Origin of the sequence: Burkholderia sp. CCA53 (assembly GCF_001685525.1) — a bacterium.
In the GTDB taxonomy this organism is placed as follows: Bacteria; Pseudomonadota; Gammaproteobacteria; order Burkholderiales; family Burkholderiaceae; genus Burkholderia; species Burkholderia multivorans.
Genome location: NZ_BDDJ01000004.1, coordinates 22,178 through 42,493 on the forward strand (window position 1 = coordinate 22,178; position 20,316 = coordinate 42,493).

Annotated in this window: 19 protein-coding genes and 4 pseudogenes; 9 read left to right on the top strand and 14 right to left on the bottom strand. The window is 62.6% G+C overall.

The genetic code is table 11. From position 1 onward, the window contains the following. Window positions 1-3: 3 nt before the first annotated feature. The 4 genes from BCR55_RS29345 (at window position 4) to BCR55_RS29360 (ending at window position 7,798) form a co-directional block, all read left to right on the top strand. A complete protein-coding gene (locus BCR55_RS29345; RefSeq protein ID WP_065497250.1) occupies window positions 4-2,823 on the top strand; it encodes a TrlF family AAA-like ATPase in 2,820 nt (939 codons plus the stop codon). 1 nt (window position 2,824) lies between these two features. After that, window positions 2,825-4,096 (top strand): ATP-binding protein, encoded by a 1,272-nt coding sequence (locus BCR55_RS29350; protein WP_065497251.1) that lies wholly within the window; start codon window positions 2,825-2,827, stop codon window positions 4,094-4,096. Next, window positions 4,093-6,960 carry an ATP-binding protein gene (locus BCR55_RS29355; protein WP_065497253.1) on the top strand — a complete coding sequence of 956 codons (2,868 nt, stop codon included), beginning with the start codon at window positions 4,093-4,095 and terminating at the stop codon, window positions 6,958-6,960. The genes BCR55_RS29350 and BCR55_RS29355 overlap by 4 nt, the downstream gene beginning before the upstream one ends. A 250-nt stretch (window positions 6,961-7,210) precedes the next feature. Then, window positions 7,211-7,798, top strand: coding sequence for a hypothetical protein (locus tag BCR55_RS29360; RefSeq protein WP_065497255.1), 588 nt, complete (start codon window positions 7,211-7,213; stop codon window positions 7,796-7,798). On the opposite strand, the pseudogene BCR55_RS29365 reads toward BCR55_RS29360, so the two are convergent. Together BCR55_RS29365 and BCR55_RS32895 are read right to left on the bottom strand one after the other, a co-directional pair. Then, a pseudogene (locus BCR55_RS29365) lies at window positions 7,795-7,980 on the bottom strand (lysozyme); the annotation flags it as partial. The gene BCR55_RS29360 and the pseudogene BCR55_RS29365 sit on opposite strands and share 4 nt — an antisense overlap. A 53-nt stretch (window positions 7,981-8,033) precedes the next feature. Then, window positions 8,034-8,210, bottom strand: a pseudogene (locus BCR55_RS32895) (transposase); the annotation flags it as partial. A gap of 125 nt (window positions 8,211-8,335) precedes the next feature. Between BCR55_RS32895 and BCR55_RS29375 the strand changes: the two are divergent. Both BCR55_RS29375 and BCR55_RS29380 read left to right on the top strand, forming a co-directional pair. Then, window positions 8,336-8,731 (top strand): hypothetical protein, encoded by a 396-nt coding sequence (locus BCR55_RS29375; RefSeq protein ID WP_065497259.1) that lies wholly within the window; start codon window positions 8,336-8,338, stop codon window positions 8,729-8,731. A gap of 11 nt (window positions 8,732-8,742) precedes the next feature. Beyond that, complete coding sequence (locus BCR55_RS29380; RefSeq protein ID WP_045220237.1) at window positions 8,743-9,015, top strand: hypothetical protein; 273 nt, start codon at window positions 8,743-8,745, stop codon at window positions 9,013-9,015. 30 nt (window positions 9,016-9,045) lie between these two features. Here the strand turns inward: BCR55_RS29380 and BCR55_RS33840 are convergent. Continuing rightward, window positions 9,046-9,168: pseudogene (locus BCR55_RS33840) on the bottom strand (H-NS histone family protein); the annotation flags it as partial. Between the two features lie 20 nt (window positions 9,169-9,188). Between BCR55_RS33840 and BCR55_RS29385 the strand changes: the two are divergent. Next, on the top strand, window positions 9,189-9,503 hold the full coding sequence (locus BCR55_RS29385; protein WP_045220235.1) for a hypothetical protein: 315 nt from the start codon (window positions 9,189-9,191) through the stop codon (window positions 9,501-9,503). A gap of 49 nt (window positions 9,504-9,552) precedes the next feature. On the opposite strand, the gene BCR55_RS29390 is transcribed toward BCR55_RS29385, so the two are convergent. The 8 genes from BCR55_RS29390 to BCR55_RS29425 all read right to left on the bottom strand — a co-directional run bounded on the left by BCR55_RS29390 (window position 9,553) and on the right by BCR55_RS29425 (window position 13,665). After that, a complete protein-coding gene (locus tag BCR55_RS29390) occupies window positions 9,553-10,074 on the bottom strand; it encodes a hypothetical protein (protein WP_045220232.1) in 522 nt (173 codons plus the stop codon). A gap of 9 nt (window positions 10,075-10,083) precedes the next feature. Beyond that, a complete protein-coding gene (locus BCR55_RS32900) occupies window positions 10,084-10,224 on the bottom strand; it encodes a hypothetical protein (protein ID WP_175403862.1) in 141 nt (46 codons plus the stop codon). Window positions 10,225-10,230: 6 nt separating this feature from the next. Next, entirely contained in the window at window positions 10,231-10,908 is a 678-nt protein-coding gene (locus tag BCR55_RS29395) for a hypothetical protein (RefSeq protein WP_045220230.1), read from the bottom strand. After that, a complete protein-coding gene (locus tag BCR55_RS29400) occupies window positions 10,905-11,171 on the bottom strand; it encodes a hypothetical protein (protein ID WP_045220228.1) in 267 nt (88 codons plus the stop codon). The genes BCR55_RS29395 and BCR55_RS29400 overlap by 4 nt, the downstream gene beginning before the upstream one ends. 113 nt (window positions 11,172-11,284) lie before the next feature. Then, a complete protein-coding gene (locus tag BCR55_RS32025) occupies window positions 11,285-11,677 on the bottom strand; it encodes a hypothetical protein (protein ID WP_254661878.1) in 393 nt (130 codons plus the stop codon). A gap of 497 nt (window positions 11,678-12,174) precedes the next feature. Then, window positions 12,175-12,366, bottom strand: coding sequence for a hypothetical protein (locus BCR55_RS29415; RefSeq protein WP_065497263.1), 192 nt, complete (start codon window positions 12,364-12,366; stop codon window positions 12,175-12,177). Window positions 12,367-12,384: 18 nt separating this feature from the next. Further along, entirely contained in the window at window positions 12,385-13,191 is an 807-nt protein-coding gene (locus tag BCR55_RS29420; protein ID WP_065497264.1) for a hypothetical protein, read from the bottom strand. Window positions 13,192-13,269: 78 nt separating this feature from the next. Next, window positions 13,270-13,665 (bottom strand): hypothetical protein, encoded by a 396-nt coding sequence (locus BCR55_RS29425; protein ID WP_254661879.1) that lies wholly within the window; start codon window positions 13,663-13,665, stop codon window positions 13,270-13,272. A 33-nt stretch (window positions 13,666-13,698) separates the two neighbouring features. On the opposite strand from BCR55_RS29425, the gene BCR55_RS29430 reads away from it, so the two are divergent. Further along, entirely contained in the window at window positions 13,699-14,064 is a 366-nt protein-coding gene (locus tag BCR55_RS29430; protein WP_065497270.1) for an Arm DNA-binding domain-containing protein, read from the top strand. A gap of 78 nt (window positions 14,065-14,142) precedes the next feature. Here BCR55_RS29430 and BCR55_RS29435 read toward each other — a convergent pair whose 3' ends face one another. Next, complete coding sequence (locus BCR55_RS29435) at window positions 14,143-15,339, bottom strand: IS256 family transposase (RefSeq protein ID WP_065494173.1); 1,197 nt, start codon at window positions 15,337-15,339, stop codon at window positions 14,143-14,145. 111 nt (window positions 15,340-15,450) lie between these two features. Here BCR55_RS29435 and BCR55_RS29440 point away from each other — a divergent pair. Further along, window positions 15,451-16,314, top strand: a pseudogene (locus BCR55_RS29440) (tyrosine-type recombinase/integrase); the annotation flags it as partial. Here the strand turns inward: BCR55_RS29440 and BCR55_RS29445 are convergent. Both BCR55_RS29445 and BCR55_RS29450 read right to left on the bottom strand, forming a co-directional pair. Continuing rightward, window positions 16,292-18,070 (bottom strand): GTPase, encoded by a 1,779-nt coding sequence (locus BCR55_RS29445; protein WP_065497273.1) that lies wholly within the window; start codon window positions 18,068-18,070, stop codon window positions 16,292-16,294. The pseudogene BCR55_RS29440 and the gene BCR55_RS29445 sit on opposite strands and share 23 nt — an antisense overlap. Beyond that, entirely contained in the window at window positions 18,063-20,264 is a 2,202-nt protein-coding gene (locus BCR55_RS29450) for a GTPase (RefSeq protein ID WP_083211916.1), read from the bottom strand. Before BCR55_RS29450 ends, BCR55_RS29445 begins: the two co-directional genes overlap by 8 nt. Window positions 20,265-20,316 lie beyond the last annotated feature (52 nt).

Sequence of the window (20,316 nt, forward strand, 5' to 3'; positions counted from 1 at the left end):
GACATGTCTAACACTCTGTCGCCTTACCCTGGTTCGCGCTGGTGGAAGTTCGACTTCCACACACACACGCCGGCGTCGAAGGACACCGATGCCTGGCAGAAAGCCATGGGCACGCCCGATGAAATCACTCCCGAGAAATGGCTGCTCAAATACATGGCCGCCGGGATCGACTGCGTGGCCGTGACGGACCACAACAGCGGGGCCTGGATCGACGGGCTCAAGGCTGCTTACGAGCAGATGAAGGTGCAGGCGGATCAAGGCCAGGCACCGGCGGGTTTCCGTGAGCTGACGATCTTTCCGGGCGTGGAGATTTCCGCCAACGGCGGCGTGCATGTGCTGGCGCTCTTTGACCCATCGGCCACGACAAGCGACATCGACAGTCTGCTGGGTGCGGTTGGATTCCCGACTCAGTTGCGCGGCGTAACCGACAGTGCCGACGCTGCCGCTGTGACACGGGCCTCCTTGACTCAGGTCTTGGAGGAGGTTTTTCGTGCCGGCGCGATCCCCATCCCGGCGCACGCCGACAGTGGCAGCGGCCTGTTGTGCGTCAACCCTGGTACGCGGCAAAGCGCGCTGTCAGCCAACACTGTCAAACAAGCGCTGGAAGTAGAGGGTTTGTTGGCAGTGGAGTGGTGCGACCTGAACAACCCGTACCCGCAAGCCGTGGAGAAGCTCGCCAGGCCCTTGGCCCGCGTGCTGGGCAGCGACTGCCACAACTTTCAAGGCGCGAAGGTACCAGGCAGCGCTTACTACACCTGGGTCAAGATGGCCAAGCCCACGCTGGAGGGGCTGCGGTTGGCACTGCTGGACGGCAACGGCGTGTCGCTCCGGCGCAGCGACGACGCAGAACCGTTCGATCCATTCAAGACGCCGGCGCATGTGATCCGCGCCATCGAAATCGAACGAGCGAGGGTGATCGGCAACGGAAGACCGGCCGTTCTCCAGTTGTCGCCCTTCTTCAACGCCATCGTCGGCGGCCGCGGCACCGGCAAATCCACGGTGGTGCATGCGCTGCGGCTGGCGACCCGGCGCGAGGCTGAGATTCAGGCGCTGCCGAAAGACAGCGAGCCACGCGAGCGTTTCGAAGCCTTTCGAACGATCGCCAAAGGCCGCGATGACAGAGGCGCGCTGAAGCCAGACACGGCTATCAGGGTCGAATGGCAGCATGAGACGACGCGGCTGCGCCTGTGCTGGCGTGGTGAAGGAAAAGCCGTCGAGGTCAAGGAGTGGCGCGATGGCCAGTGGCAGCCTTCTGCTAGCCAGAGCGTGAATGCGGCCCGCTTCCCCTTGCGCATTTTCTCCCAGGGCCAAATCGCGGCGATGGCCGGTGGCGGACGGCAGGCCCTGCTGGCCATCATCGACGAAGCTGCGGGTGTGGAGCCGCTCAAGCAAGCCTATGAGGAAGCGCAGCGTGCGTTTTTCGCTCAGCGCGCACGGCTGCGCGAGATCGACGGCAAACTCGCTGTACTGCCCGAAGTCGAGCGACGCCGGCAGGAGGTGGAGGGCAAGCTCAAGTCGCTGTCGCAAGCCGATCACGCAGCCGTGCTGCAAGCCTTTGCCCGCGCTCAACACCAGCAGCGCGCGGTAGACGAAGCCTTGGGGCAATTGCGCGAAGGTGCAGCCACCTTGCGCAAGGTCGCCAATAGCCTGCTGCTCGATGACTGGCTGCCGCAGCATTTCACCGAGGCCGACGCCGACCTGTTGGCGTGGCGGGCCAAAGCCGATAGCCTGCTGGCCAGGGCGCGGCAACGCCTGGGGCAGGAGGCGGCGGCGCTCGATGAAGGCATCGCCCAACTCACAGCCGACGCGCGCCTAGGCGCCTGGCGCAGCCGGGCCGACGCTGCTCGCGAGCAGCACCAGAACTTGCAGACGCGACTTGCCGCACAAGGCGTGGCTGACCCGCAGGCATTTGCACGACTGACCCAGGAGCGGCAGCACCTGGAGACACAGATCAAGGCTCTGCGGCAGATGCAGTCGGATAGAACACTGCTCGTGCAACAAATCGAGGCTCAGCAGTCCCTGGTGCTGGAGCGCCGCCGGGCCATCACGCAGCAGAGGCAGGCGTTTCTGAAGGACAAGCTCGCCCAAAACCCCCATGTGCGCATGAGCGTGTTGCCGTTCGGTTTCGACGCGCAGGTGATCGAGCGCAGTTTGCGGGAGTTGATCGAGGTGGCGGACGACCGATTCGCTGAAGACATTCTCAAGATCGAGGATGGACAGGCCACGTCCGGACTGGCGTTCGATCTCGCTACGGCGACTGACGGCCAGAAGTTGGCGGCATTGGATCGCACCCGCCACGCCATTCTTCAACGTCCCGCGTCCTTGGGGGGGCACTTCCGCAACTATCTGGAACGAAAAGCCCAAAAGCCGGAGTTCGCCGACCACGTGCTCGTCTGGTACCCGGAAGACGACTTGCGCATCGAGTATCAGCGCGACAACAAGTGGTACGCCATCAGCGAAGGTTCCCAAGGCCAACGCTCGGCGGCGTTGCTGGCCTTCCTGCTCGCTTTCGGCGAGGAGCCCATCGTGCTCGACCAGCCCGAGGATGATCTGGACAATCACCTGATCTACGATCTGATCGTGCGCCAGATCCGCGAGAACAAGCTGCGTCGGCAGCTCATCGTGGTCACTCACAACCCCAACGTGGTGGTGAATGGCGATGCCGAACTGGTGCATGTGATGGAGTTCGGTCGCGGCCAGTGCTTGGTTCAGCAAAGCGGCGCCTTGCAGGAGAAGGCCGTGCGCGAGGAGGTCTGCCGGGTGATGGAAGGCGGCCGAGAAGCATTTGCCCGCCGCTGGATGCGTTTGGGCAAGGAGGTTTGACATGCTGGCGACCCGCGCGGAGTTGATCGAGAAGATTCGACTGGGCGAAGACAGCTTCCTCGAGCTGAAGCAGGTGAAGTTCGCAGGTGGCAAGGTCCGCGGCCCGGCGCAGGAAGACTTGGCCGACGAACTGGCTGCCTTTGCCAACAGCGCAGGCGGCGTGGTGCTGCTCGGCGTCGAGGACAAATCGCGGGAAGTGCTGGGTATTCCTGCCGAGCGGCTGGATACCGTGGAAGCGTTGGTGCGGCAGGCCTGTGAGGATTCGGTGAAGCCGCCCTTGGCGCCCATCATCGAGCGCATCACACTGCCTGATTTGAGCGGTGCAGAGCAGCCGGTGATACGTGTCGAGGTGGCACGCAGCTTGTTCGTGCACCAGAGCCCGGGCGGCTATTTGCATCGGGTGGGGTCATCGAAGCGCCCGATGCCGCCCGATCACTTGGCACGCTTGTTTCAGCAACGCAGCCAGTCGCGATTGATTCGCTTCGACGAAACACCGGTGCCGCGTGCGACGCTCTCTGATCTGGATGAGGCGTTGTGGCGGCGTTTCGCGCCCGCGCAAAGCGCAGACGCGCCGGAAGTTCTGCTGTCCAAGCTGGCAATGGCGGCGCAGGACGAGCAAGGCGTCTGGCGGCCGACGGTGGCGGGCCTGCTAATGGCCAGCAGCCAACCGGAGCGTCACCTTCCCGGCGCCATCGTGCAGGCCGTGGCCTACGTGGGCACGGAGGTAGTGCCCACGGGCGAGGGGGTGTACCAACGGGACGCGCAAGACATCACGGGCCCGCTCGATGAGCAGATACGCGCCGCATGTGCCTTTGTGCGCAAGAACATGCAGGTGGCAGCCTACAAGCGCGCCGGGGGCGGTCGGGTGGATGTGCCGCCATTCGACATGACAGCCGTGTTCGAGGCTGTGACCAACGCCGTGGCCCATCGAGACTATTCGATGGCCGGCGCCAAAGTGCGGCTGCGCCTGTTCGATGACCGGCTGGAGCTGTTCTCTCCGGGGATGCTGCCCAACACGATGACGCCGGAAAGCCTGCCTTTCCGGCAGGCGGCGCGCAATGAAGTCCTGACCAGCCTTCTGGCGCGCTGCCCCATCGGCGATGTCGGGCTTGCCAGCCATCGCAGCCACATCATGGACAAGCGTGGCGAAGGGGTGTCCATCATCCTGACGCGAAGCGAACAGCTATCCGGCAAGCGCCCCGAATACCGATTGAACGATGACAGCGAGCTGATGTTGACCATCTTTGCCGCTCGCATGGAGCAAGAAGCATGATCCTCAAACCCTGGCGCGAGATCGCAGAGCCGCATTCCGATGTGCGGGAGGGCAAGTTCCAGCAGGCCGAGTTCGCGGCGGACCTGTCGCGGGTGCATGCGCGTACGGCCAACGAGGAGTACCAGAACCCGGTGCTGTTCTTCCAGCGCACCTTCATTACCGAGGGCATGCGCCTGCTGCTGGACTCGGTGGTCAAGCGCCTGGCCGGCAAAGGCGGCGATCCGGTCATCCAGCTTCAGACCGCATTCGGCGGCGGCAAGACGCACACGATGCTGGCGGTCTACCACCTCGCCAAGGGGGCGGCGCCGGCGAGCGAGCTTCAGGGCGTGCCCCCGATTCTGGATGCAGCCGGCGTGACGGAGTTGCCCAAGGCCCGTATCGCCGTGCTCGATGGCGTGGACCTGCTGAGCCTGGCCAGCAAGCCGCGCGTCCATGACGGCTGCACGGTGCGCACACTCTGGGGTGAGTTGGCCTGGCAGCTGGGCGGCGAGACCAGCTACGAGCACGTGAAAGAAGCCGACCTGACCGGCACCGCACCGGGCAAGAAGGAGCTCGCGGACATGCTGGCGGAAAGCAGCCCGTGCGTGATCCTGATGGACGAGCTGGTGCGCTATGTGTCGCAGTTCGAGGAGGGTAAGACGCTCTCGGGCGGCACTTACGACACTCAGCTGTCGTTTGTGCAGGCATTGACCGAGGCTCTGAAGGCGGTGCCGACAGCGGTGCTGCTCGCCTCGCTGCCGTTCTCGGATCGCGAGGCGGGCAGCCAGCAAGGCGTCAAGGCCCTGCGTGCGCTCGAACACTACTTCGGCCGCGTGCAGGCACTGTGGAAGCCGGTGGCCACCGAGGAAGCGTTCGAGATCGTCCGCCGCCGCCTTTTTACCAACATCAACGACAAGCTGGCGATGGAGTCGGTCTGCCGCGCGTTCGCGGACTACTACATCGCCAACCGCGAGGACTTTCCCCAGGAGACGCAGGACAGCAAGTACTTCGAGCGCCTGGTCCACGCCTATCCCATCCACCCCGAGGTGTTCGACCGCCTGTACGAGGACTGGTCCACGCTGGACAACTTCCAGCGCACCCGCGGCGTGCTGAAGCTGATGGCCAAGGTCATCCATCGCCTGTGGAAGGACGGCAACAACGACCCGTTGATCATGCCTGGCAGCGTGCCTTTGATGGATGCCGACACGCGCAACGAGGCCATCTACTACCTGCCGCAGGGCTGGGACCCGGTGATCGAGCGCGACGTGGATGGCGAGCGCTCCGAGACCTGGGAGATCGAAAACAAGGACACCCGTTTCGGTAGCGTGCAGGCCTGCCGCCGCACTGCCCGCACGATTTTCCTGGGCAGCGCTCCGCATTCCGTCCAGATCGCGTCCAACCAGCTGGTGCGGGGGTTGGAGCTGGAGCGCGTGCTGCTGGGTGTCGCCCAGCCCGGCCAGCAGGTCAATCTTTACAAGGATGCGCTGAGGCGCCTCTCCGACCGGCTGCACTACCTGAACCACGCCAACAACCGCTTCTGGCTGGACACGCGCCCGAACCTGCGGCGCGAGATGGAAGAGCGCAAGCGCCGCTTCCAGGACAAGGAGGACGTGTTCCCCACGATCCGAGAGCGCGTGCAGCGCAGCTTTGCCAGCGGCGTCTTCGGCGGCATCCACATCTTCACCGGCAGCGGCGACGTGCCGGACGACTGGGCCTTGCGGCTGGTGGTGCTGCCGCCAGATGCGGCCTTCAGTAAAAGCGGCCAGAGCCTGGCAGTGGAGCGCGCCACCGAGATCCTGAAGAAGCGCGGCGACCAGCCCCGTTTCAAGCAGAACCGCCTGATCTTCGTGGCCGCGGACTACGACAGCGTGAGCCGCCTGAAGGACCACGTGCGCTCGTACCTTGCATGGCGCAGCATCGTCGGCGACTACAAAGACAACCGCATCGTCCTCGACAACCTGATGGCCAAGCAGGCGCAAGCCAGCCTGGAGCAGGCCGAGGAAACCGTGCGGCGGATGATTCGTGAGACCTATAAGTGGCTGCTGGCCCCGGTGCAAGAGGCGCGGCCGGGCAAAGGGCTGTCTGAGGTGATGTGGGAGCACTTTCCGCTCAACCCGGGCGCGCAGAACTGGTCGCAGGAGATCGAACGCGTCCTCAAGGAGAACGAGCTGCTCATCACCGAGTGGGCGCCGATCCACCTGGCCAAGGTGCTGAAGGACTGGTTCTGGAAGGATGACGTCAAGGACGTTCCGGCGCTTACCGTCTGGCAGCAGAGCTGCCAGCAGCTCTACCTGCCCCGCCTAAAAGACGACACCGTGTTCCAGAACACGATGGCAGCGGGCGCCGAGAGCCGTGAGTTCTTCGGCTTCGCGCAGGGCAAGGAAGACGGGCGCTACATCGGCTTCAGCTACGGCAAGCGCACGTCGCTCATCATGGATTCGTCGCTGCTGCTGATCGAGCCGCTGACGGCCGCCGCGTACATGGAAGCCCTGCGCGCGTCTGAAGAGGCCTCGCGTGCCAAGACCGCTGAAGCCGGAACGGGCGCAAGCACCGCAACGGCTCCGGCTGGCGGCGGCGAAACCTCGCACGTCGAAGACTCGGCCAAAGGGGGCTACCAAGCCGGTGGCGCGACCGCCGGCCAGATCGTCAAGAAGCAGTTCTACGGCAGCATCGACCTCGACCCCATCCTGGCCAAGAAGCAGTTCGCCGATCTGGTCGACGAGGTCGTTCAGCAGTTCACCATGCGCCCCGGCGTCAAGGTGAAGATCGCCATCGAGATCCAGGCCGAATCGGCCACCGGGTTCGACGATGGACTGCAGCGCGCCGTGAAGGAAAACTGCAACGTGCTGAAGTTCAAGAACGCTGAGTTCGAGACCGGCGAATAGGGGCCGCCGTGGGGATCATCGACAAAACCACATACCGACTGACCTGCCCGAAGTGCGGCGCTGTTGAGAAGGCGAACGTACTCGACAAGGGATCGAACTGGAGCGGATCGCACTGGCAATCCGGCGCAACGTTCGAGCGGTTCGAAACGTCTTGGTCTGGTGGCGGCAGTACCGAGCCCGACCTGACCTCGGCGACCTGCAGGCAGTGCGGTGTAGCTGCTCAGCGCAGCGCTTCGTAGGCCCGCAACACATGCCCAAGAAGAAGAGCATCAAGAGCTCGGCCAACAAGTTCAAGGCCGAAGTCGATAAGATCCTGGCCTTCCTGACGGCATCGGCGGGCCTCGGGGATGAGCATGTCTCGTGGTGTCACGATTTGGCGATCATCCGCCTCTATCGAGCCTTCGAATCGTTGATGCTGGACACGCTGGTGGGCGCGCTCAACAACGACACGTCGACGCTGTCCACCAGGACGGGCTTCTCCTTTCCCAAGCATCTGACCGATGAGGTCTGCCGATTCCTGGTGACGGGACGCGGCTACTTCGACTTCAAGGGACGGGACGGCCTGATCCAGACGCTCAAGCAGTACCTGCCAGACGACCACTATCTGGTCGAGGTCGTGTCCAAGCCGGGGTATCGCAATTCCCTGGAGCTGCTGAGCGCTGCGAGAAACTACGCCGCGCACGAAAGTCAGCAGTCCAAGAGCGCCTTCAAGAAGGCAACCGGTCAGGATCGAGTTGGCGCCGCGGGGTCGTGGCTGAAGCGGCAGAACCGATTTCAGACCATCGCGGACAGGCTAAAGGCAATGGCCGACGAGATCCACGCCGAGGCGCCTTACTAGCCCTCGCGCGGGCTGTCGGACAAGACGAGCGCGCGTTCGGCGTCCCGGCGAGTCACAAGCCCGGGCAACACCTTTCCGCCACCATAGACCCACCGCCGCAACTCATTCGCTGCGCCCGCCCAGTCCCGCTGGTTGATCCGCCGCCGCAGCGTCGAGGTCTGCAGCCGCCCGGCGCCGAGGTGGTTGTGCAACCTTTTTTCTGTAAATTTCCGTGGTGTTGGTCATGACGCCGGGGTTACGGGTTGAGGTTGAGATAGACCTTGCCGGTCATCCACTCGTCGTCGAGTTCGGCCAGCAGCGCCGAGACCAGGCGCAGGCAGGAATCCATGTTGGGGAAGATGCTGGCCACCCGGGTGCGTCGTCGCAGTTCCCGGTTGATGCGTTCCAGCCCGTTGGTGGTACGTACGCGAAGAAGGGGCTTGCTTCCCGCGAGTTCTCGCAGCGCAAAGCGCTGCTGATCCTCGACGAACACGTGCTGCCGATCCCCGTCGTCGTCGTGACCCGCCAACGCGTCGCAGTGCTCGAGGAGGTGCCGGCATGAGCAACCTCGTCGACTGCGTGAAGATCCGTGCGATGACGGCGGCCGACGCAGCGGCCGCGATGCGCACGCTGGCCACCAAGGTCGACGGCCAGGTCGGCATCGGCATTTGGGAAGGCTCGGTCACCGGCAAGATCAGCGGCCAAACCTACAACGGCAACGACGGCCGGCACATCGCCGTATTCCACGACACGAGCTTGGTCGCACCGTTCGGACCGCACGGCGACGCAGAGAGCGAGGCGTGCGCCGCGCTGTTCTGCCTGGCCGTGAAGCACGCCGAGGCGCTTGGCGGCCTCGTAGACGCCGCACAAGCCGTTCTCGGCGCATGGGAGAAGGGCGATCTCGCGGGAGCCGTGCGCAGCCTGTCTGCGGCCCTGGAACGCGTCACTGAATAGGGGAGGCCGGCATGCCCAACGAACAACGCATCGCGACATTTCGGACCGAGCTGATCGCGCTCGTGAACGCTCATATTCGCAACCACCAGATCCGCGCCGAGGAAGTGGCCACCGTGTTCGCCCAGGAGGCGACCGAGGCACTCAACAGCCTCGCGTGGAAACCGCACCCGCAGCGTGCCGCGAGCGAGCACCTGGTCGCGGCCGCCGCGTGCCTGAAGGATGGCCGCGTCATTCCGGTGCCGAACTTCGAGATCCTGTTTCCCGACGTCGACGACAAGGAGTAGGGGAGATTCAGACCCGACTTGGTAGGCGATCCAAGCCGGCACATGGCCCCGCCCGCTCCACGTTGCCCCACTCACTGGATCGCGGTAACGAGGCCGAGTTGGTTGGACGTTGTACCGAATGTTGCGAGGCCGTCGCAGCTCGTTCGGCTTGATTACCTACCTGAGAGGACTCCATGCGCGCTGAACCGACTCAGCCCCTCTCGATCGCGGCCGAGGTGCTGACGCCGGCCACGCTGGGCAGCGTTCGCCGGTCGCCATCGTTTCATTGCCGCGGCTGGCAGATCCTCGATCGTTGGGCGTTCGAGAGCCCGGTGCAGCTCCGGGCCCTCGAGGCCGAGGGCGAGGTGATCCTGCTGGGCCGGTTGCTCGAGCAGCAGCAGCTCGAGCACCAGGCACTGCGATCGGCGGTCGCGCTCGAGCAGCACCGGCGAGGCCTGGCCGAGCAAGAGATCCTTGCGTTGCACGAGATTCACACCACGCTTGCATGAGAAACCGGGCCATCAGGCCCGGTTGGTTTCTCCGTCCATACGATGTTCGTTATGCGGCATGTTCTAAGGCATAGCGAATACGGGCACTGGTGTCTTCAGCCCGGAGGCGGTTGATCCGAATCTGCATTGAGGGATTAGCGAAATCCCGAAAGCTGAAGGTGAACGCGGAATGGATCGCGTCGCCGGCATCGCTCACTTCAGCGCTTTGAATGTAGGTGATGGGTTCGCATTTCGCGAAGTCCTTCTCGCGATCAATGACAACCGTTTTGCCCATTACCGTATCGATGCCGACATACCGCGTGTTGAGATAGTCGGCAACCTCGACCTGCGGCCGGAAGCTCGGCGCAATCGACGCGATGATTTTGCGCATGTCACTGTCGCGCGCATGCCGCCACTTCGAGAGCAACACAAGGCCGCCGGCGATCCAGGCTACGGATGCAACCATCGCTGCAAAAGCTACGCCGAAGTGCAGGAATTTTCCGCCCCATGCCGAATAGATGAATATTGGGAGCGCGACCAAAATGGACGTCGATACATAGAAAAGCTCGGCCGCAAGTCTCAGTAATCGCATTATGTTCTCCTATTCTTTGATGTCGAACTCGTACATCAGCTCAGCGATCTGCGCTAGAGCGTCCTTGCGGGCCTGCGCGCGGGCCGCGACGATTCTGCGCTCAAGTTCCTTCAACTCTGCTACGAGTTGCGAATAGCTCTTGTCGGTCATCGCCACTTATGCCGGCCGCGGCGCATTCTTGCGCTGTGCGCGAGTTTCCTGAAGCCGCTGCATCTGCTCGCTGGCCAGCCGCGAACGCGGCGTCATTCCGAGCTGCGAATCGATGGCATCGCACGCAGCCTGGAAGCTGCTGTACGTACCCTTGAGCACCTTGTCGACGTCCTTCGGCATCGACGGCACGCCGCTTCCATAGGTCGTATGCGTCTTCGTCATGACCTGATACACGCCATAGCGGTCGACAACGCCATCGCCTTCGTGCTGGACGTCGAGGCGCTTTGCCGTGACCTCGCGGCCCGGATCGCCCCGATCGTTCGGCACGTTCGCTCGCGCAACGTGGTCGTACTCGCGCGAACGAAAAACCGTCTTGCCGACGACGACGTGCTCCTGCATCCGCGGATCGTTTTCAGGCGGCGTTGCCGGCTGGCATTCGACCAGGAACACGCGGTTCATCGTCGGATCTTCGAAAGGAGGCTTGCTCCCCGGCCCTTCGTGTTGAGCGAGCTGCGCGGCCACCTGGCGGGCGAGCTGCGACGCCTCGCGATCCACGCGATGATTGTCGACCGCCTGGATGATCGCTTTGTACTCGCTGCCGGTCAGGCGATGCCGGCGCTTTTCTCGGATGTCCTGCAGCAGCTCTTGGCATTGCTCGAGCGAAAGTGTCAACGTGCCATTCATCGCCTTACCCCCCGGTCAGCGGCTTGCAGCAAATGCACGCGCATCATGGAGCTCACCAGCTCCGCGAGGACCGCCACTGCGGCCATTACGACGAGCGGCGTCGTTGTCCACTGCGCGATGCTGTCGTCCATGTTGAGCCCCTTCGTGTGCAACACGATGCTGCTCACGACGGCGACGAGCAGCACGAACACGACGCCGGTTTTCCCCGAGCGGGAAAGCCGACACAGGAACAGGTACATCTGGTTGAGCAGCAGTCGGTTCATCGGACTCTCCATTCATCCACGCTATCGAATCGCTTAATCCGATAGCTTAATTTTACATAATGAATATTATCGGAAATTCTGCAAGTGTTGATTTTCAAGGAAAATCAAGCGTGTTAGGTCGCGGGGTCGATCGATGGCGCATGGCTGGACAGCCGCTTGATGAGTGGATGCGCGGCCTCGAATCGCTCGATCGCTCTCAACGTCTCGCGGCGTTTTTCGAGTGCTGCGCGCACGGGAGCGAATTGTTCGGCAACGACTTGCTCGCCATGTTTCTTGACTCGGGCTTCGTAGCCAACGCCTTGGTCGGGCTGGGCGTCCTGCGCCGCTTGGAGTTCGGCATAGGCGGCCGCATCATCCTCGTAGAGCTTCCGACGTCGGGCGAGCAGCTCTTGACGTTCTCCAGCCGAATAGAACGTCTCCACGAGACGCAGCGACGCGAGCGTCTCGAGCGAGCTGGCAATGCTTTTAAGTTGCTCCAATGTCTGATCGGTTTCCTTCGTATTCATCAGCGGTCCTTGCTGTTCAATTACACGGAGATCCCCACCCATCCCCCGCCTTCCCGCCCTGCGGGAAGGAGCGAGTCGCCCTCTGTCGTCAAGGGTGCGGGGGAGATGAACCCCACCCCCACACCCTCGACTGGAGCGTCTACACCGGCACGTCAGCCCCTCAAGGGCCGCTGCGCTGCCGTCCTCACCCGTTCGGTGCTCGACCTGGGCCTGCGGCCAGCTCTGCGCTCCGCGTGCGGCCTCCGGGCGGCCCCTTGACCGTCTGCCATGCCAACATGCAAATACGTACATACGCAATTACGTATTACTCCGGCAACCGACAACCTTTTCGCTGCTCGATCTGCTGATCGCTCGGCCTCGTCGACGCGTCGAAGCGAAACGTTCCATCGTCGTACAACTCGAGCCAGCCCCACACGCATTCGAATTCTGATTGACCTGGTTGTGGAGGTTTCTCCCACCACGGCTCGCGACTCACCAGCGCCGGCATGGGCCTCTCCTCACCTGCAGGTGTCGTTCGAAATCCCGCCATCGGGATTCGTGTCGACGCATACGGCTTTGCCCGTCGCGACGACGAAGTAGCGCGAGATCCCGGTCTGCGTGGCCACCACTACCACCGCGGCCGCCAGAAGAAGCCACAGCAGCCATACACCGATATTTCGCATTGCTCTGCCGCCCGAGGGAACGTTCATCGTTGCGTCTCCTGTTTGTTAAAGGTCGAAGCTGGCCAGCGGCGCTTTGGTTTGCGCGTTCACCAGCTCGAGGTGCGCGCGCGAGACGACGGCCAGCGCCGTACCGTTTTCCGCGCGAGGCACGAACAGATACAGCGTGCCCTGCAGCGCGAGAGCGTTCTGCGCACGTGTCGCCTCGATCAGCTTTGCTTGCTGCTCGTCCGAGACGGGCAAGCTACATGGGAAATCCGACGGAAGGATTCTCAGCGTCGCCCCTTGCTGATTCCGCAGAATCCCTGCCCAACAGTATTGGCCGTAGCTCGTCAGCGGAAAGCTCTTCGTGTTGAAGTCGTACTGTCCCACTGTCACGTTCGTGAGCCCGAGCGGCTTCTGCGAGTAACCGGACACCGGCAGCGTGTAGTAGTCGTGCTTGCGGTATTCGTCCAACGCGGCGTTGATCCGAGGCAGCTCGGTCGCGGCAAGATCCTTCTTTTTGAAGGCGTCCGTTTCGTTGTAATACGACGGCGACAGGCGGTTGAGCTTATCTTCGTCGCTCACCGTGCCCTGACTTTTCGCCGAGACGATGTAGGTCAGCGCCATGCCTGCCGCTTCGCCGTTCAGATCGACGTAGCTCGCCACCGGCACGCTGCGGTCCGGCTTCGGCAGCGTTGGCCCCTGCGCGGCGGCCGGCGCCGGCGCTGGATCGGGTAGCTTCGGACTGTTCAACAGCGACGCGGGCGACGCATTGGTCTGCCCCGCGCTGTCCTGCACCGAGTCTTTCTTGCCATCGCACCCGGCGAGTACAAGGCCAACGGCCAACAGCATCGCACCAGCTTTCAAAGTCATCCATTAGTCTCCATGCAAAAATGGGCATGGTCGCCTCACAGCAACACATGCCCACAGGTTTGCCTATACGGCCAGCTCTCAGCCGAAAATCGTGACGAGGTTCGCCTTGCACTCGTCGGCCTTCCGACGGTCGATACGCACACCCACAACCGGCAGCGCGGGCACACGCGTCAGCAGCTTCAGCAGCGCCGGTTTGTTCTTCTCGACGTCCAGCTCCCACGCGTTCACGTTGTCGAAGTCGACGAGCGTTTCGGTGCCGTCGTTGACGTCGACGTAGAGCGCTTTGCGCGTCTTCGGATCGAAGCCGACGTAGCGGTTGTAGATCACCGACACGACTTCCCACTGCGGCGCGAAGCCCTTCGCCTTGAAGTTGGCGACGCGCGCGAGCACGCGGCCGCGCAGGAAATTCGGCAATGTCTTCAGCAGCAGGTAGCCGAGCACGAAATAGCCCAAGCAGCCAATCAGCAGCGGCACCGAAGCCCTGAGGACGAACAGGAGACCTTCACGATGCTGACAGACGCCCAGTGCCGAGCCGCCAAGCCTAGAGAAGGCATCTACCGCCTCAATGACTACAAGGGGCTGTACCTAGAAATCAAACCCAACGGCATCAAGGCTTGGCGCTATCGCTTCAAGCTCAATGACAAGGCCTCGTGGTTCGCACTTGGCGACTACCCCAGCGTGACGCTCGGCGAGGCCAGAGAGAAGAGCGAGGCGGCGCGGAAGCTGGTCAGGGAGGGCATCAATCCCGTCCAGAATCGCCAGATCGAACGCATCAAGCGCGAGCAAGACTCAGCGAACACATTCGAGGCCATCGCCAAAGAGTGGCTGGCCCTGAAAGACGTTTGTGTGCGTCAAGTTGTGCAAAAGGGTTGATCAGGTATTCGGTTGATTCCGGGTTGCCGTGGTCGGCGCGCGGGGCGTAGCCCGGAGCGCCGACCACGGCGGCAGCCATCAGGCGGCCAGTCTCAACTGCTCCTTCTTTTGCTCGGCCAGCAGGGCCATGTTCAGGTAACGGTTGTCTTCGAGCCACGTCTCGTGGGTTTCGACGCACAGCGCCCGAATCAGTCGCAGGCACGACTCAGTGTTCGGAAAGATCCTTACCACGCGCGTGCGCCGCTTGATCTCCTCGTTGAGGCGCTCGAGCATGTTGGTGCTCTTCAAGTGCTTGTGGTGCGCTCGGGGCAGCCGGTAGAAGCTCAAGGTCTCGCCGATGTTGCTCTCGACCCAGTCGACGAGTTTCGGGTACTTGCCCTGCCACTTGGTGATCCATGCCGCCAGGTCACGACTGGCTTCCTGCAAGTCGCGCCGGTCGTAGATCCAGCGCAACTCCTGTAGGCAATCGTCGTCGGCCTTCCTGGGCAGGTAGTCGAGCGCGTTGCGCAGGAAATGCACATAGCAGCGCTGCCAGGCCGCTTCGCACAACACCTCGCTGATCGCCTTCTTCAGGCCCGCGTGGTCGTCTGAAACCACGAACTCCACGCCAGTGAGCCCACGCGCCTTGAGCCGCAGCAGGAAGTCCTTCCAGCTGCTTTGACTCTCCCGGTTGGCCGTCTCGACCGCCAGCACTTGACGCTGACCCTCCCAGTTGATGCCGATGGCGATCTGCACCGCCATTGAGCGGATCACCCCATCCTCACGCACCTTCTCGTAGCGCGCATCGAGAATGACGTACGGATACGCCTCTTCCAGTTGCCGGCTGGCAAAGCGCTCGAGTGCCTCGTCCAGGCTCTTGTTGATTGCCGAGATGGCCGAGGCGGAGAAGCTGTGCCCGCACAGCTCTTCAGTAATCGCCTTGACCTTGCGGGTCGACACGCCCTGCACGTACATCTCGGCCAACGCCGCCACCAGCGCTTTCTCGCTGCGCGCGTAGCGCTCAAAGAGCGCCGTCGAGAATTCGCCGCTGCGCTCGCGCGGAACCCGCAACTCTAGCTTGCCGATCCGGGTCACCAGCCCCCGGTGGTAGTAGCCCGCCCGGTAACCGCTGCGCGTCTGGCTACGCTCGCTCGGCGCCGCGCCAAGAAACTCCGTCATCTCCGCTTCGAGCATTTCCTGCAGCGCTTCCTTCATCAGCGACTTCATCAAGTCACGGTCGCCCAACACCCACTCTTTCGCCGACAACGACACCGTATTACTCTTGCTCGTGGTCATGGTTTGTCCTCTTCAAAGGTCAAGGTCGATATTCACAATCAACCTCTTACCATGACCACCCCTCTCTACAAGCCGCTCCGGGCTTTTGCACACTAATCAGAACACTACCTGAAAGACTGGGAGGAAGTGACCAAGAAGCGGAGACTCGACATGCTGGAGCGCGTGGTCTTCCCGTCGATTGGCAAGCTGCCGGTACGTCAGATCACTCCGGCCCATGTCCTCGACATTCTCAACAAGACGGTCAAGCGGGGTGCCCCCACCGTAGCGGCTGAAGCCAAGCGCACCATGTCTGGCGTGTTCGAGCATGCAGTCGCGACTCTACGGGCGGACACGGACCCCGTTTGGCCGGTTCGCAAAGCGCTGCAGCCAAACAAGACGCAACACAAGCGTGCCCTCAGCGCGGAGGAAGTCGGCCAGCTGCTGAACGACTTTGATGGACATGGCGGCAACTTCCAAACCATCAAGGCCTTCCAGCTGATGTGGCTGACGCTCAGCCGCCCGAATGAATCCGTCCAAGCAGAGTGGGTCGAGTTCGACCTGGAAAAGGGGCTGTGGACCATTCCAGCACGCCGGATGAAGGCGCGGCGGGAGCACGTTGTTCCGCTACCGACTCAGGCGGTCGAACTTCTCAAAGCCATGCATCCGATCACGGGGCACACGAAGTTCGTTTTCCCGAACCGAGACGACCGCCAGCGCCCAATGGCTGACGCGGCCTTGCGGCAGGCGCTCAAGAAGCTCGGCTGGGCGACCAAGTACAGCCCACATGGCACGCGCACCACGGGCAGCACTCGGCTCAATGAATTAGGGTATCGACCCGACGCCATTGAGGCGCAGCTGGCACATGCCGAGCCGAACAGTGTTCGGCGCACATACAACCATGCCACCTATCTGGATGAGCGACGGGTAATGATGCAAAGTTGGGCAAATAGTCTAGATGCATGGAAGTTGGCGGCTATGTCAGCCTCCGCGTCGTAATCTGACCAATGAGCTTTGTGGCGCGCTGCTCCAGCAATTGGAAGGCATCGGCCCCTGACTTGCGCTCGCTTCGCTTGCCAACGAGATCCTCGACGATCTCGTCAATCGCGAGCAACTCAGAGTCGTAGAAGTCGGCCAGGAATGACTCGAACTGCTCCCAGAATGCAGCTTGAACTGAGAGCGCCGAGTCCCGGTACGCGGAGCGCACGCCATCGCGAGCGTCTCGGAGTTGGATTCGGTACTGCTCCTGTTGACGATCCTCCGCGATCTGCGCGGCGACAGCAAGAACACCACCGACAGCGGAGATTACGCGGCCTGCGTTGCCTATCGCCCTCGCAACCTTCACGGCTCCCCAGGGCTGGAACTTGACCCCGAAGAATTTGCCGACGTTGTACACGGCCTTGTGTGCATCACTCCCGCGAGCAGCGGCAGCCCCGAAGGCAGACGCGCCTTCGGCCGCTGGGCCCGTAGCCCATCGGGCAGCCCAGTTGCCGATCTCCTTTGCGACGTTCCCGACCTTCTTCGCTTTGGTGGGCCAGTCGGCGAGGACTTCCTCCTTCGAGCGCGCCTGCCATGCGGGGGAGGCGAAGTCGCCCAGCGCCATGTCGCTGGGGGCAGCACCTTCAATCTGTCCGGTCAATTCGCGCGCGAGCACCCCATCGCGCAACGCCTCCAGCTGCCGGCGGAGCTCACTGAGCTCGGTCTCCACGCATAGGCGGGCTTCATCGGACAGTCCTTCGCTGCGATCACTGGCCCGAGCCTGGGCTGCGGTGTGCAGCCCCTCGACTTCCTTCTCAGTCTTGCCGGGCTCGATGGCTTCCGCGACCTCATCTCCGTACTTGCCGATGTCCGCGACTGCGCGCGAGACGACGCCGCTCATCGTGGTGCGTAGGCGGCCCCGTGATGCAAGTAGGATGCTCCGCTTGCGGTGAAGGAGTTCGAGCGCGGCGCGCTCCTGGGGGAAGTCCGTCGAGAGCAGCGCCGATGCCTGCTCTGCAGTGCTCCGCATCGTGAAGAGCGGCGCGGACAGGCGGCCTGCGAGACCGCGTTCAGCGATGAACCCATTGAGTGCCTCGGTAAGCGCCCCGATGTTGGCGATCTCGAGCAAGTCAGCGCGGTCCTCGTCATCGGCGCTCTGAGCCTCGAGCCACGAACGCGCGTCGATGAACACGCCTCGAAAGTCGGCGACCGTGAGTGGTGAAGTCACCTTCTCGATGTCCGCGCGCTTCGTCTCGGCCGAGCCCGGATCCCCGCCCATCTTGTTGACGACGAGCAGCATGCGCCTCGCGTGCTGCCGGTTGAACGCGAGCTCGCGAAAGTGGCGCCCAATCGTGTCGTCGAACAGCTCGTTCGTCACGACGAACACGAGGAGGTCTGCGCGATCGATGGTCGCGTAGGTCTTCTCGTCGTGGTCCGGGTGACCGGCATGAACGCCGGGCGTATCGAGGAGCCTTACCCCGTTCCAGTCATATGCCGTAACCGTATCGGTGCAGACATCGGAGTCGATCACGATGTCCTCACGACCGGTTAGAACGCGAAGAATCGTCGACTTCCCGGCGTTGTACTGTCCAACAAACGCGATGGTGAGCGGAGGTGCATCGATCGATGCCCCGACGATTCGCACCTCGTCCAGTTCGCGCGAAAGAGCTCGGACCTTGGGGTCTTCCGAGCGCGCTGTCGCCGCACGAAGGTCACACTGAAGACGCTGTGTGGCTGAGAGGATCTCGCCAAACTCGAAGGAAGTTTTGTCAGCCATGTGTATTTGACTCCTCTCCAATTACTTTGATTCGCACACCCACGAGGCGGCTGGCAAGCGAGACGTTGCTCCCACGTCGCCCGATGGCGCGTCCCACCTCTTGCTGGGGAACTCGAACCACCGCCGCTTGTGCCGAGATGGACACTCTTGTCGGCGAAACCGAAGCCGGACGCAGTGACCATGCGACCTTCTGCACGATGGCCCCTTCGGAAATCCCGTCGACCCACTCGCCGATGGCGAGGCCCACCTGTTTGCAGAACACAGGGTTGTCGATGCTGTCTCGCCACAGGAACTTGGCCAGTACACCCGGATCTCGGACTACGCGGCCAATGCAAGTCTCATCGACAGACGCTCCGACGAACTGCCCGGCGCGAACAAGGAGGCGCCGGTTGAGTCCTTCTACGATCGCACCCACCTCTCGCGCCCCGTCGTCTAGGGAGCGCGAGACGTCCCGCATACCGTTGTAGAGCTGCTTCGTGTCCTTGCGGATCGCGCGAACCAGTCGGCTCGTCACGCTGTCGTAAAACCACTTCTTCAGGCCGTTCGCGACCTCGTGCTCCAGCTGGTCGATGTTCTCCCGGAGCTGCGATGTGGCCCTCGCCTTCTGCCGCTGCAGCTTCTTTTCGCGATCGCCGAAGAGCCAAGAGAGCCCAGGCGCGATCACGCTCACGCCACCAGCAATCCAACCGACCGGGTTCCAGAAGTTGGCCGCGCCGAAGTACCCCGCGACGGCGGCGACGCCAGCAAGCGCGCCACCCGCGGCCGAGACCCAGCGAAGGGAGCGCTTCACATCCCAAGGATCGAATTGGGATGGCTTGGCGGAGTTGAACTCTCCGATCAGTTTCGTTTCTACCGACATCTCACGCGAGAACTCGACGAGGCGGCCGCGAAGTTCATCGAGGATGGCCGTCTGCTGTCGCTCGAGCCAGCCCTCGATATCCAAGGCCTTGACCTTACGGCCCCATCGATGCCCGACGTCATCGCGCTCGATGTTCTCGTCGATGAAGGACGAGACCGAGGCGCGCAGGGGCTGAACTAGCTGGGCGGCTTCTGTCTCCGCGCGAACGTTGGTCGCGCGAACGAACCCGTCCAACCAGATGTCCAGCTCGCTGAACTTGTCCTCGAGGTACTGCGCAGCGCGCCTCACCGTCTTCGCTTGCTCCGCCAGCTCCTCCTGGAGGTCGAGCAGAGAGACTTGTGTACCGTCCACGATCGTCTGCACTCGGCGAACGTTTCCGCGTCTTGCAACCTCGGACTTGAGCTCGTCGAGGAGGTCGCCGAGACGGCAGTGCTCCACGAGAAGACCGGCGTGCTCCTCGTGCTCGGGTCGCGTCGAAAGGTAGGCGGCCTGCGCGTGGATAGGAATGATGCGGATGTCCCGCATCCCCAGGTACTCGCCGGCGAGCTTGTGGATGCGATCGAAGTGACCTCGAAGTTCGTTGTCATCGAAGACCGACCGGGGGTCCTTGAGGAAGCGGCGCATGTTCACCGCCTTCTCGAGATCGCGCTTCACATTCAGCACAAACAGGAGCGGCTTGTTCTGCTGCCGCAACTCCTGCATCCCCTTGAACGATTCTTCTTGAATGCCATCGGAGCTGACGAGGAACAAAACAACGTCGGTCTCGTCAATCACCGAGAGTGCTTGCGCGCGGTCCTCGTCGCCCTCGTAAGCGCCAATGCCCGGAGTGTCGATAATTCGGAGTGAGTTCCATGTGTACTCGCGAACGTCACGCGTCGTGCGCTGCGCGCCCTTGCCGATCGTTGCTCCATCTCCGCAGGTAAGCGCCTCTCGAATCGTACTCTTGCCTGCCATCGTCCGGCCGAATAAGGTCACCGTAAAGCGATTGAGAGCGCCTTGCTTTGCGTGAAGAGCCAAACCAGCCTTTCGCAAAGAGTTCGAGAGCGTCTTCTCCAGTTTTGTTTCTAGCTCCTGAAGGCGCGCACGCGCATCCTCAACGGCCGCGCCGTCGGCCGGTGCGCGGCGAGCCACCGATCTCACTGCAATTTTCAGACGTGTGCCGATCTCTTCGGCATCATGGAATGCTTGATTGGCGACTCCAAACTCCTCTCTAGCAACACGAGCGCACTCGTCCAAGGCACGGTGGTAGCCTTCGCTCCGACCCATACTCCGGCTGGGACCTGACCGGTTGGCGGGGTCATCACGGGGATTAGGCAAATCTCGTTTCTCATTCATCTGGTAAAGCCTTGTTATTCACGAGACCAACTCTTGTCTCGTTTTTGGCCAG